Below are 13,024 nucleotides of genomic sequence, written 5' to 3'. Positions count from 1 at the left end.
TTTATACGAACTCCTTTGTTAATATGTAAGTCGTCATTATGTATGTTACTGGAATAGTCAGGATTAGGGCAGGGAATGGCGCCCATATTGCATTCATGGCAAATATATCAACAAATAAATATAACAACAGCGTTTGAACGCCCATATTGACCACTTGTGTAAGCGGAAATGCTAAAAATTTCTTCCATGTCGGCTGTACATGGTAAACGAAATAACAGTTTAAAAAATATGAAATTACAAAGGCGCATAAAAACCCGGTAATATGACTAAAAAGATAATTGCAATGCAAAATCTTTAATAATAATAAATAAACAAGATAATAGTTAGCAGTATTCATTACGCCAACGCATACAAATTTAATAAATCGCATATATTGAGGCTTAATCATTAAAATCACCTTTTGCTTTCTGAATATTTGTTTCCTGAATGATAAAATGCGGACGTTTCTTCGTTTCATAATAAATTCTGCCGATATATTCTCCGACAATACCTAAACTAAATAATTGCAGGCCTCCTAAAAACAAAACAGATGAAATAATAGTGAAATAGCCGGGTTCTTCTATACCATGTGTCATAATCTGGATTAACGTGATGATAATGTACAGTAAACATAAAGACATAGTAACCGCGCCTAAATAAAAACAAATACGTAACGGTTTATTGTTATAACTAATGATGCCATCGATTGCATAATCGATTAATTTAAAACTAGAGAAAGAAGATTGACCTGATTCACGTTGAATATTTTTAAAGGGGATTGTTTTTTTATTAAATCCTACCCATTCAAAAATTCCTTTTGAGAAACGGTTATATTCCTCTAAAGCAATAATACTATCGATAACTGGACGTGAAATTAAACGGAAATCACCTTCACCATCCGTAAGCTGCACATCAGTTGCTGCATTAATCACTTTATAAAAGATCTGAGTAGGAATCTTTCGAATCACGTTTTCGCCCGTTCTGTCACGTCGCATGACGACCTGATCATATCCTTCTTCATATGCTTCAATCATTTGTGGAATAAATGCTGGAGGGTGTTGTAAATCAGCATCCAGAATTATGGCACAGTCACCTTTGCAATGTTTTAATCCAGCAATCATTGCTGCTTCTTTACCGAAATTACGTGAAAATGAAATGTATTTAAAGTGGTTATTTTGTTCAGTAACTGTGCGTAATAGTGCTAGTGAATTGTCTTTCGAACCATCGTTAATGAGGATTACTTCATATGTATGATTGATTGTAGCCATTGTATTTGTAATGGCATTTTGTAAATTTACGATATTTTTTTCTTCATTATAAATAGGGATGATAAGTGAAATTAACATATTGACTCCTTAAATTTTAGTAATCGGTATATTATAGTATATAATAATATAATATCATTATAGTGGAGTTAACTCGTTAAATCATCCAATATACAGTTAGGAGATATAAAATAGATGACAATTCAATGGTTTCCAGGTCATATGGCCAAAGCAAGACGTGAAGTAACAGAACAATTAAAGTTAGTTGATGTTGTATTTGAGTTAGTGGATGCACGCATACCGTATTCATCGCGTAATCCAATGATAGATGAAGTGATTAAAGATAAACCGCGTGTAGTCTTACTCAATAAGATGGATATGGCGGATTTGAACAAGACGAAGCAGTGGATGAACTATTTTGAAGACAGAGGATTTTATCCTGTATTAATCGACAGTAAAAATGGTAAGAATTTATCTCAAGTCACGAAAGCTGCTGAAATTGTGACGAAAGAAAAGTTTGACCGTATGAAAGCGAAAGGATTACGTCCTAGAGCGATTCGAGCAATGATTGTAGGGATTCCGAATGTCGGCAAATCTACACTAATTAACCGACTTGCTAAAAAAACAATCGCTAAAACAGGTAATATGCCAGGTGTAACGAAGAAACAACAATGGATTAAAGTTGGAACAAGTTTAGAATTATTAGATACCCCAGGAATATTATGGCCAAAGTTTGAAGATCAAGTCGTCGGCAAAAAGTTGAGCTTAACAGGTGCTATAAAAGATAGTATTGTTCATTTAGATGAAGTTGCGATTTATGGTATCGAATTTTTACAGCATAATGATTTAGCAAAGTTAAATAAACATTATAATATCCAAGTTGAGACAGACACGCCTTATATCGATGTATTTGATGCGATTGGAAAAAGCCGTGGGATGAAACTGAAAGGTAACGAAATAGATTATGAAAGTGTCGTTGAACTCATCATCCGTGACATTCGTAACGAAAAAATCGGTAAATATACATTTGATACACTAGATTTATTAGAGGTTAAAGATGAAGAGTAAAGATTATCGTATTACACTATTAAAGGCTGTTGCAAGTGAACTTGCTGTAAATGAACTTGAATCATTTTTTGAAGGTGAATCGAGAGCAGGCGCACTTAAAATAAAAATGCAATGCATTAAATTATTTGAAAAACAACAAAAACGCATCGATAAATATAATGAAATGCTTACTTATGAAAAGAAATATACTGGAAAGATCGTTGCAGGCATAGATGAAGTGGGACGGGGGCCACTTGCAGGACCTGTAGTGGCATGCGCTGTTATATTAGATAATGCGCATGCATATTATGGCCTCAATGATTCGAAACAAATGTCGAAACAGCAGCGTGCTAGAATAGAAGCGGATTTATTAGAACGTGTTACGTATGCTATTGGCGTGGCAACAGTAGAAGAAATCGACACATTTAATATATATGAAGCGACGAAAATGGCGATGCAGCGTGCGATTAATGATTTGCCTGTTTCACCGGACGTGTTGTTGATTGATGCCATGCAATTAGGTACTGGTTTGATAGAAGAATCGATTATTAAAGGTGATGCGACGAGTATTTCAATTGCAGCTGCAAGTGTCATCGCAAAAGAATATCGTGATCGTATAATGGCCACATACGCTGAAACATATCCGGGTTATGATTTTGAAAACAATGCTGGATACGGGACGCCGAAACATCTGGAAGGTTTGAAGCGAAAAGGGGTAACTCCGATTCATCGAAAAACTTTCGAACCGATCAAATCGATGTGCGAAATGAAATAATATATTTGAATGCATTAAAAGACGTGTAAATCAGAAATTTGAAAAAATTGATGAGGTGACACGTCTTTTTCGGTTTATTCAGTTTACAATAGCGCTTACATTTTCTATAATTGATACGTAAGTTAAATAATTGTGCAATCTAGGAGGATGGAAAATGAATATCCATGAGTATCAAGGAAAAGAAATTTTTCGCTCAATGGGTGTAGCAGTACCTAACGGTTCAGTTGCATACACACCAGAAGAAGCAGTTGAAGTGGCTAAAGGATTAAAAGAAGGCGTATATGTCGTTAAAGCTCAAATTCACGCTGGTGGACGCGGTAAAGCGGGCGGCGTTAAAATTGCGAAATCTTTAGAAGAAGTTGAAAGCTTTGCGAAAGAATTGCTTGGTAAAACTTTAGTGACACATCAAACAGGCCCAGAAGGTAAAGAAGTGAAGCGTCTGTTAATCGAAGAAGGCTGCGATATTCAAAAAGAATACTACTTAGGTTTCGTATTAGACCGTGCAACAGATTCAGTTGTCTTAATGGGATCTGAAGAAGGTGGTACTGAAATTGAAGAAGTGGCAGAAGCAACGCCTGAAAAGATCTTCAAAGAAGTGATTGATCCGGTAGTAGGATTAATGCCTTATCAAGCACGTCGTCTTGCGTTTAATATTAATATTCCGAAAGAATCTGTTAATAAAGCAGTTAAAATTATGTTAGGTTTATACGATGTATTCATCAAAAAAGATGCGTCAATTATTGAAATCAATCCATTAGTGACGACAGGAGCGGGTGATGTATTAGCGTTAGATGCTAAAATTAACTTCGATGCGAACGCATTATTCCGTCAAAAAGATGTAATGGAATTACGTGATTTAGATGAAGAAGATCCAAAAGAAATCGAAGCTTCAAAATATGATTTATCCTATATTGCATTAGATGGTAATATCGGATGCATGGTCAACGGTGCTGGTCTTGCAATGGCAACAATGGATACAATTAACCATTTCGGCGGCAATCCGGCGAACTTCCTTGATGTAGGGGGCGGCGCTACGAAAGAGAAAGTAACTGAAGCATTCAAAATCATCTTAGGTGATGAAAAAGTTGAAGGTATTTTCGTCAATATTTTCGGTGGTATTATGAAGTGTGACGTTATCGCTGAAGGTGTTGTAGCAGCAGCGAAAGAATTAGCATTAACAATTCCATTAGTTGTACGTTTAGAAGGTACAAACGTAGACCAAGGTAAAGCAATATTAAACAATTCAGGATTAGCTATTACGCCAGCAAGTACAATGGCTGAAGGTGCACAAAAAATCGTTGAATTAGTAAAAGAAGCTAAATAGGAAGCGGGGATAATCGTGGGAGTATTTATTGATAAAGATACGAAAGTAATCGTACAAGGTATTACAGGATCAACAGCATTATTTCATACAAAACAAATGATTGAATATGGTACAAAAATCGTTGCTGGGGTTACCCCTGGTAAAGGTGGTATGGAAGTTGAAGGCGTACCAGTATTCAATACAGTAGAAGAAGCTGTAAAAGCAACTGGTGCGACAGTTTCAGTCATTTACGTACCAGCACCATTCGCAGCGGATGCCATCGTTGAATGTGTAGATGCGGAGTTAGATTTAGCAATTTGTATTACTGAACATATTCCAGTATTAGATATGGTGAAAGTGAAGCGTTATATGGAAGGTAAGAAAACACGCTTAGTTGGACCAAACTGTCCTGGTGTGATTACAGCTGACGAATGTAAAATCGGTATCATGCCTGGATACATTCACAAAAAAGGTCACGTTGGTGTTGTGAGCCGTTCTGGTACATTAACTTACGAAGCAGTACATCAATTAACACAAGCGGGTATCGGTCAAACGACAGCAGTTGGTATTGGTGGAGACCCGGTTAACGGAACAAACTTTATCGATGCGCTTGAAGCATTTAATAACGACCCTGAAACTTTAGCAGTTGTTATGATTGGTGAAATTGGCGGAACAGCTGAAGAAGAAGCAGCAGAATGGGTTAAAGCAAACATGACGAAACCTGTTGTAGGATTCATCGGTGGTCAAACAGCACCTCCAGGAAAACGTATGGGACATGCGGGTGCAATCATTTCTGGTGGTAAAGGTACAGCAGCAGAAAAGATTAAAACGATGAATGCTTGTGGTATTAAAACTGCAGCAACACCATCAGAAATTGGTTCAACTTTAATTGCACGTATTAAAGAAGAAGATGGTTTATATGAAAAGTGTTTAACAGTTAAGTAATAATGATGAAATGCCGGGACACAAATTGTGTCTCGGTTTTATTATTAAATTTTATGTTGCGCAACGTTCGACGCATCCATTTACCAATTTTTATGAAGGCTTCGCTTGAATAAATTTATCCACTCAAAAAATCACACAAATCTCAACAATTTCACGAATTAAATTTACATTCACTTAACATCCATCCCCTATGTTATTCACAGAGGTGATCAAAATGAAATATTCACACGACGAGCAACTCATCTTAAGGCTTGTTGCATCTGGCTTTACTACACAGCAACTACATAAAATAAAACAACATTATAATACATTGGACATTCCGTATTCACGTATGTATTCAGTGTTAAAAAATTTACTTAATAGGGATAATAAATTAGATTTAAAAATACAACACTTCCAAACACTTGATATAAATGCTGTACATTCAGCATTAGATATGCGACAAATATCGCCTGTATTTTCTCATTCAGACGAATATCCTTTTTTATTGAAACAAATTTATGATTTTCCTTTTGTGTTATTCTGTAAAGGTGATGTTTCCATATTATCACACCAATATTTTTTGGCAATTGTCGGGAGTAGAAATCGAACAGGTTACACTTCAGAAGTAATCGAACAATTTATGCCACACTTTGTGGCAAATCAAATTGCGATTGTAAGTGGTCTAGCGAAAGGTGCTGATAGCGATGCGCATCTCGCTGCCAATTATCATGGAGGCAAGACGATTGGCGTACTTGGATTTGGACATGATTACTATTATCCTGAAGAAGTAACGATACTGCGTCGCAATATGGAACGACATCATTTAGTTGTCAGTGAGTATTATCCGACAACTCAAATTGCGAAATTTCAGTTTCCGGAGCGCAATCGGATTATCAGTGGACTATCCCAAGGGGTTCTCATTACTGAAGCAAAGCTTAGGAGTGGTAGTTTAATAACGTGTGACCAGGCATTAGATCAGGGTCGCAATGTATATTGTATGCCTGGTCACATTACATCGCCATATTCACAAGGTTGTAATCAAAAGATTGCAGAAGGCGCAAAAATTGTTGTACGTGTTGAAGATATATTAGAAGATTACTGATTGAATAACATCGATAGAAGTTTATTGACGATGTTTCTTCTATAATAATAGGTTCAATCGTGATGAAATATTCAATGAATGTTTATTGAATTTGTCTGGATTTACAAATAACGTTTGACAATGTTGATTTGAAACGTATATCATTTATCATTGAAAAGCAAAACTGTTTTCATTAAAAGGGGGATATCAAAATGGCAGAGAATCTCGTCATAGTAGAATCGCCTGCAAAAGCAAAAACCATTGAGAAATATTTAGGAAAGAAATTTAAAGTGGTCGCATCTATGGGACATGTTAGGGATTTACCTAGAAGTCAAATGGGTGTAGATGCAGATAATAATTTTGAACCAAGATATATCACGATACGCGGAAAAGGGCCGGTTGTACAAGACTTAAAGAAGCATGCGAAAAAAGCGAAAAACGTTTATCTCGCAAGTGACCCGGACCGCGAAGGTGAAGCGATTGCCTGGCACTTAGCACATATATTAGATATTGATCAAACAGCGAAATCTCGTGTTGTATTTAATGAAATTACGAAAGATGCTGTAAAAGAAAGCTTTAAACATCCTCGTGAGATTAAACACGAACTGGTTGATGCGCAACAAGCGCGTCGTGTACTAGACCGTTTAGTGGGCTACAATATTTCTCCTGTATTATGGAAGAAAGTTAAGAAGGGCCTATCTGCTGGTCGTGTTCAATCTGTTGCTTTAAAATTGATTATTGATCGTGAAGAAGAAATTAATGCATTTAAGCCTGAAGAATACTGGACAATCGATGGCTTGTTCTCATATAACAATAAAACATTTAAAGCGAAATTTTTACACGAATCAAATAAACCGAAAAAATTAAAGAATGATAAAGATGTAAAAGCAATCGTAGGGCAATTGAAATCTGATTTATTTGATGTTACTGACGTTACAAAGAAAGAAAAATTAAGAAATCCTGCCTTACCGTTTACGACGAGTTCTTTACAACAAGAGGCTGCACGTAAATTGAATTTCAAAGCGCGTAAAACGATGATGCTTGCACAACAATTATATGAGGGTATCGATTTAAAGAAACAAGGGACTGTTGGACTAATTACTTATATGCGTACTGATTCAACACGTATTTCTGACACAGCTAAAGCAGAAGCTGCTGGCTATATCGAAGAAAATTTTGGTAAAGCCTATCTTTCTAAACGTAAAGTTGCAGCGAAAGGTGGTGCTCAGGATGCCCATGAAGCAGTACGTCCAACATCGGCATTACGTACACCGACAGAAATGAAAGCATATTTAACGCGTGATCAATTGCGATTGTATAAATTGATCTGGGAACGATTTTTGGCAAGTCAAATGGCACCGGCTGTTATCGATACGGTGAGTGTCGATTTAGTACAGGAACAAATTAAATTCCGTGCAAATGGTCAAACGGTTAAATTTAAAGGCTTTATGAGTGTATACGTTGAAGGTAATGACGAAGAAACAGAAGAAGGTGAGAATCGCTTACCTGAACTGAATGTCGGTGATAAAGTGAAAGCCGTTAATATTGAAGAGAACCAGCACTTTACCCAACCACCGCCACGTTATACAGAAGCGCGCTTAGTGAAGACACTTGAAGAAAAAGGGATTGGCCGTCCATCTACTTATGCGCCAACGATTGATACGATTCAAAAACGTAACTACGTAAAGGTCGATCAGAAGAAATTTTATCCGACTGAATTAGGCCAAATTGTTCATGAATCGGTTAAAGAATATTTCCCTGAGATTATCGATATCGATTTTACGGTGAATATGGAGACGTTATTAGATAAAGTTGCAAATGGCGAAATGGACTGGAAGAAAGTTATTTCTACTTTTTATGGTGATTTTAAAACACACGTTGAACGTGCTGAACAGGAAATGGAAAAAATCGAAATTAAAGATGAGCCAGCTGGTGAAGATTGCGAAAAATGTGGTTCCCCAATGGTTTATAAGATGGGTCGCTATGGCAAATTTATGGCATGTTCAAACTTCCCGGATTGTAGAAACACGAAAGCGATTGTGAAGACAATTGGTGTGCCGTGTCCAAAATGTAGTAATGGAGAAGTTGTTGAACGTAAATCTAAGAAAAATCGAATTTTCTATGGTTGTAACAATTTCCCGGAATGTGATTATTTATCATGGGATAAACCAATTGCACGTAAGTGTCCGAAATGTGACACACAACTTGTTGAACGCAAAAAAGGAAAACAAACGCAAGTCGTTTGTACAAATTGTGACTACGACGAAAAACCACAATAAAGAAAAAATGTACACATCCAATAAACAGATGTGTACATTTTTTTATCTTTGTAAACTTTTTATTAAGAATTGTCATCATTTATAATAAATTCAGATAAATCTCTTTTTAAATAACGCAAAATGTATTACAATCGGATAGGACTTAGAGGAGGAATATTATGACGACAGTAAATATTATAGGTGCAGGATTAGCTGGATCAGAAGCAGCATATCAGTTAGCGAAGCGCGATGTAAAAGTTAAATTATTCGAAATGAGACCGGTGAAACAAACACCTGCTCATCATACAGATAAATTTGCAGAACTTGTTTGTTCAAATTCATTACGAGGCAATGCGTTAACAAATGCTGTTGGAGTATTGAAAGAAGAAATGAGAAGATTAGATTCCTTAATTATTCAGGCAGCAGATAAAGCTTCTGTACCTGCTGGTGGAGCACTGGCTGTGGATCGCCATGAATTTAGCGGCTACGTGACAGATACTTTAAGAAATCATTTAAATATCGAAGTCATTAATGAGGAGATTACAAGCATTCCGGATGGTCCGACAATTATTGCGACGGGTCCATTAACGACAGAAAGTTTAAGTAAAGATATTCAACGTTTAACCGGCCAGGATCATCTCTATTTTTATGATGCGGCAGCGCCAATCATTGAAAAAGACTCAATTGATATGAACAAAGTGTATTTAAAATCACGTTATGATAAAGGTGAAGCGGCTTATTTAAACTGCCCTATGACTGAAGAAGAATTCAATCGTTTTTATGATGCGATTCTTGCAGCTGAAGTGGTGCCGTTAAAAGAATTCGAGAAGGAAATATACTTTGAAGGATGTATGCCGTTTGAAGAAATGGCGAAACGAGGTCGCAAAACATTATTATTTGGACCGATGAAACCTGTTGGACTTGAAGATCCTAAAACTGGTAAACGACCATACGCCGTGGTTCAGTTACGTCAAGACGATGCAGCGGGCACACTTTATAATATTGTTGGGTTCCAAACCCACTTAAAATGGGGTGCGCAAAAAGAAATTCTACAGTTAATTCCTGGTTTGGAAAATGTGGAAATTGTAAGGTATGGTGTGATGCACAGAAATACATTTATTAATTCACCTACAAATTTACAACAGACGTATCAATTTAAAGGGAACAACGATTTATTTTTAGCGGGACAAATGACTGGTGTTGAAGGTTATGTAGAATCAGCTGCTAGTGGATTAGTAGCCGGTATTAATATGGCGAAACATGTCACTGGACAATCACCAGTGTTATTCCCTGAAAAGACAGTTATCGGATCTATGGCGTATTATATTACGCATACAAACAGTAAAAACTTCCAGCCAATGAATGCGAATTTCGGCTTGTTACCGAATTTAGAAACACGTATTAAAGATAAGAAGGAACGCTATGAAGCGTTGGCAAATCGTGCATTAACAACTTTAGAACATTTTAAAGTGACACTTTAATAAAGCGATGGATTTCATTGTAATTTCAAAATAAATTGTGTTACAATTCAGATAAATAGGGGTGAAAGTATGATGAATACTGAAATGAAAGCTTTTCTTAAATATATAGCACAGGAAAGAAATTTTTCAGAACATACGATTACTGCCTATGAAAAAGATTTAAAAGATTTTTATTTGTTTTTACAAAAAGAAAATTTAACGATAACCATTTTTGAATATCGAGATGCGAGAAATTATTTAGTCGGTATGTATGACAAAGGATTGAAACGAACGACGGTGTCGAGACATATTTCGACTTTACGTTCATTTTATAAATTTTTATATCAGGATACGGATAAAACGAATCCATTTCATCAGCTCGTACATCCGAAGCAGGATAAATATTTACCACAATTCTTTTATGAAGAAGAAATGTCTCAATTATTTGAAGCCGTCGATACATCTAAACCATTGTATTCAAGAGACCGACTTATTCTGGAACTTTTATATGCGACAGGGATACGCGCCTCTGAATTAACGCACTTAAAATTAAGTGATATTGATCAGTCGATGATGATGTTAAAAGTACTGGGTAAAGGTAATAAAGTACGAATCGTACCATACGGTGCATTCGCACAGTCTGCTTTGGAAGACTATCTGGAATTTCGAGCATCACGTAAGATTGACCATGACTTTTTATTAGTAAATTATAGAAATGCCCCATTATCTGAACGGGGCGTTCGTTATGTTTTAGACCAAATCGTTAATAACGCAACGATTTCAACTAATATTCACCCCCATAAATTGCGCCATACTTTTGCAACGCATTTGTTGAATAATGGTGCTGATTTAAGAACAGTGCAAGATTTATTAGGGCATGTCAATTTATCTACAACTGGTAAATACACGCATGTCACGAAAGCGCATTTAAGACAATCGTATTTAAATGCACATCCTAGAGCTTAAGGAGTTGATATTTTGAATAATCAAATACATGCAACAACGATTTTTGCGATTCGTCACAATAATCAATGTGCGATGAGTGGAGATGGACAGGTAACACTGGGTCAACAAGTGATTATGAAACAAACAGCACGTAAAGTTCGACGACTGTTTAACGATGAAGTTGTTGCTGGCTTTGCAGGGAGTGTTGCAGATGCCTTTACTTTGTTTGAGAAGTTTGAGATGAAGTTACATGAATATAACGGGAATTTATCACGTGCTGCGGTAGAACTTGCTAAAGAGTGGCGTGGCGACAAAATGTTACGTCAACTTGAGGCGATGCTCATCGTCATGAATAAAAGTGAACTGCTCGTTGTGAGTGGAACGGGCGAAGTCATTCAACCGGACGATGATATAATTGCAATTGGCTCCGGTGGCAATTATGCGTTGAGTGCAGGTCGTGCTTTAAAAAAACACGCGAGCCATTTAACTGCAAAAGAAATTGCACTTGCTTCTCTGGAAACAGCAGCTGATATTTGTGTGTTTACCAATCATAATATCATTGTTGAAGAATTATAGTTGGAGGGTTTGAATTGGACAAAAATAATTTAACACCGAAGGCCATTGTGGCAAGTCTTGATGAACATATCATTGGACAAGCAGATGCAAAGCGTAAAGTGGCAATCAGCTTACGAAACCGTTATCGCAGAATGGCACTCGATGATGCTATGCAAAAAGAGATCATCCCTAAAAATATATTAATGATCGGACCAACGGGTGTCGGTAAAACAGAAATTGCACGTCGAATGGCATCATTAGTTGGGGCACCCTTTGTAAAAGTAGAAGCGACAAAATATACAGAAGTCGGTTATGTTGGTCGCGACGTTGAAAGTATGATTCGTGACTTAGCGGAAAATGGAGTGCGACTCATTAAACAACGTATGAAACAAGAAGTACGTGCAGAAGCAGAAAAAAATGCGACTGAAAGATTAATTAAATTATTAGCGCCAGCGATGAAGAAAAAAGAAAAACAAAGCAACAATCCATTTGAAATGTTCTTCACACAAACGATGCAACAAGATGACGATATAGAAGATGCACCTGATGAAAACGTCAAGTTAAAACGTAAAGATATACGAGAGAAATTGATCGCAGGACATCTTGAAAATGAAAATGTTAAGTTGAAAGTTGAACAGGAATTTAAAGGGCTCGGTATGTTAGGCATGAATGGAATGCAGGATAATATGCAGGATATGTTCAGTCAAATGATGCCGAAGAAAAAAGTTGAACGCACATTAACAGTGGCGCGTGCAAGAGAAATATTAATTGATGAAGAAGCGGCAAAGTTAATCGATGATGAGTCTGTCAATGATGAAGCGATTCAACTCGTTGAATCGATGGGCATTGTCTTCATTGATGAAATTGATAAAATAGCGGGCGGTAATCAAGGCGCAGATGTTTCACGTCAAGGTGTGCAACGTGATATTTTACCGATCGTTGAAGGAAGCGTCGTACAAACAAAATACGGAGCAGTCAATACTGAACATATATTGTTTATTGGTGCGGGTGCATTCCACGTATCCAAACCAAGCGATTTAATTCCTGAATTACAAGGTCGTTTTCCGATTCGTGTTGAACTTGATAAGTTATCGGTGGATGATTTCATCAAAATATTAACTGAACCGAAAACGTCATTGTTAAAACAATATGAACAATTATTAGCGACAGAACAAGTTACAATTAACTTTACAGATGAAGCGATTGAAAAATTAGCGCAAATTGCGTATGACGTCAATCAGGAAACTGATAATATTGGCGCAAGACGTTTGCATACAATATTAGAAAAAATGCTCGAAGATTTATCATATGAAGCACCGGATATGCCAAATGCACATGTTGAAATTACTGCACAATATGTTGAATCGAAACTTGGAACGATTGCAAAAAATAAAGATTTAAGTGAATTTATATTATAAATTATAAGGAG

General features: G+C 36.5%; 12 protein-coding genes. 10 read left to right on the top strand and 2 right to left on the bottom strand.

Features of this window, described 5'->3' with window-relative positions:
- Nucleotide 1: 1 nt before the first annotated feature.
- Complete coding sequence (locus OCL94_RS02600; protein WP_262994255.1) at nucleotides 2-388, bottom strand: GtrA family protein; 387 nt, start codon at nucleotides 386-388, stop codon at nucleotides 2-4.
- Nucleotides 381-1,325: a glycosyltransferase family 2 protein gene (locus OCL94_RS02595; RefSeq protein WP_262994253.1), complete on the bottom strand. Its 945-nt coding sequence runs from the start codon at nucleotides 1,323-1,325 to the stop codon at nucleotides 381-383. Before OCL94_RS02595 ends, OCL94_RS02600 begins: the two co-directional genes overlap by 8 nt.
- Before the next feature lie 114 nt (nucleotides 1,326-1,439).
- On the opposite strand from OCL94_RS02595, the gene ylqF reads away from it, so the two are divergent.
- The 10 genes from ylqF to hslU all read left to right on the top strand — a co-directional run bounded on the left by ylqF (nucleotide 1,440) and on the right by hslU (nucleotide 13,013).
- Nucleotides 1,440-2,312, top strand: a complete 873-nt coding sequence (gene ylqF, locus OCL94_RS02590) for a ribosome biogenesis GTPase YlqF (RefSeq protein ID WP_262994251.1) — start codon at nucleotides 1,440-1,442, stop codon at nucleotides 2,310-2,312.
- The gene (locus OCL94_RS02585; protein WP_262994249.1) at nucleotides 2,302-3,066 is read left to right on the top strand and encodes a ribonuclease HII; all 765 of its coding nucleotides are present in this window, start codon (nucleotides 2,302-2,304) and stop codon (nucleotides 3,064-3,066) included. The genes ylqF and OCL94_RS02585 overlap by 11 nt, the downstream gene beginning before the upstream one ends.
- Before the next feature lie 154 nt (nucleotides 3,067-3,220).
- Nucleotides 3,221-4,390, top strand: coding sequence for an ADP-forming succinate--CoA ligase subunit beta (sucC, locus tag OCL94_RS02580; RefSeq protein WP_262994247.1), 1,170 nt, complete (start codon nucleotides 3,221-3,223; stop codon nucleotides 4,388-4,390).
- A gap of 15 nt (nucleotides 4,391-4,405) precedes the next feature.
- The gene (gene sucD / locus OCL94_RS02575) at nucleotides 4,406-5,314 is read left to right on the top strand and encodes a succinate--CoA ligase subunit alpha (protein WP_262994246.1); all 909 of its coding nucleotides are present in this window, start codon (nucleotides 4,406-4,408) and stop codon (nucleotides 5,312-5,314) included.
- Nucleotides 5,315-5,528: 214 nt separating this feature from the next.
- The gene (gene dprA / locus OCL94_RS02570; protein WP_262994244.1) at nucleotides 5,529-6,398 is read left to right on the top strand and encodes a DNA-processing protein DprA; all 870 of its coding nucleotides are present in this window, start codon (nucleotides 5,529-5,531) and stop codon (nucleotides 6,396-6,398) included.
- 185 nt (nucleotides 6,399-6,583) lie between these two features.
- Nucleotides 6,584-8,656 (top strand): type I DNA topoisomerase, encoded by a 2,073-nt coding sequence (gene topA / locus OCL94_RS02565; protein ID WP_262994370.1) that lies wholly within the window; start codon nucleotides 6,584-6,586, stop codon nucleotides 8,654-8,656.
- 155 nt (nucleotides 8,657-8,811) lie between these two features.
- Nucleotides 8,812-10,116, top strand: coding sequence for an FADH(2)-oxidizing methylenetetrahydrofolate--tRNA-(uracil(54)-C(5))-methyltransferase TrmFO (gene trmFO, locus OCL94_RS02560; protein ID WP_262994368.1), 1,305 nt, complete (start codon nucleotides 8,812-8,814; stop codon nucleotides 10,114-10,116).
- A 72-nt stretch (nucleotides 10,117-10,188) separates the two neighbouring features.
- Complete coding sequence (gene xerA / locus OCL94_RS02555) at nucleotides 10,189-11,061, top strand: site-specific tyrosine recombinase/integron integrase (RefSeq protein WP_262994365.1); 873 nt, start codon at nucleotides 10,189-10,191, stop codon at nucleotides 11,059-11,061.
- 12 nt (nucleotides 11,062-11,073) lie between these two features.
- A complete protein-coding gene (gene hslV / locus OCL94_RS02550; protein WP_411268463.1) occupies nucleotides 11,074-11,616 on the top strand; it encodes an ATP-dependent protease subunit HslV in 543 nt (180 codons plus the stop codon).
- A 14-nt stretch (nucleotides 11,617-11,630) separates the two neighbouring features.
- Nucleotides 11,631-13,013 (top strand): ATP-dependent protease ATPase subunit HslU, encoded by a 1,383-nt coding sequence (gene hslU, locus OCL94_RS02545; protein WP_262994241.1) that lies wholly within the window; start codon nucleotides 11,631-11,633, stop codon nucleotides 13,011-13,013.
- Nucleotides 13,014-13,024 lie beyond the last annotated feature (11 nt).

Source organism: Macrococcus capreoli (assembly GCF_025628935.1).
Taxonomy (GTDB): domain Bacteria; phylum Bacillota; class Bacilli; order Staphylococcales; family Staphylococcaceae; genus Macrococcoides; species Macrococcoides capreoli.
Note: the sequence above shows the minus strand (reverse complement) of the source record. Positions and strands in the feature narration are given on the sequence as shown.

Bases quoted from the DNA above. Each gene is read 5' to 3' on its own strand.
- OCL94_RS02600 (WP_262994255.1), bottom strand. From the start codon at position 388: ATGATTAAGCCTCAATATATGCGATTTATTAAATTTGTATGCGTTGGC.
- OCL94_RS02595 (WP_262994253.1), bottom strand. From the start codon at position 1,325: ATGTTAATTTCACTTATCATCCCTATTTATAATGAAGAAAAAAATATC.
- ylqF (WP_262994251.1), top strand. From the start codon at position 1,440: ATGACAATTCAATGGTTTCCAGGTCATATGGCCAAAGCAAGACGTGAA.
- OCL94_RS02585 (WP_262994249.1), top strand. From the start codon at position 2,302: ATGAAGAGTAAAGATTATCGTATTACACTATTAAAGGCTGTTGCAAGT.
- sucC (WP_262994247.1), top strand. From the start codon at position 3,221: ATGAATATCCATGAGTATCAAGGAAAAGAAATTTTTCGCTCAATGGGT.
- dprA (WP_262994244.1), top strand. From the start codon at position 5,529: ATGAAATATTCACACGACGAGCAACTCATCTTAAGGCTTGTTGCATCT.
- xerA (WP_262994365.1), top strand. From the start codon at position 10,189: ATGAATACTGAAATGAAAGCTTTTCTTAAATATATAGCACAGGAAAGA.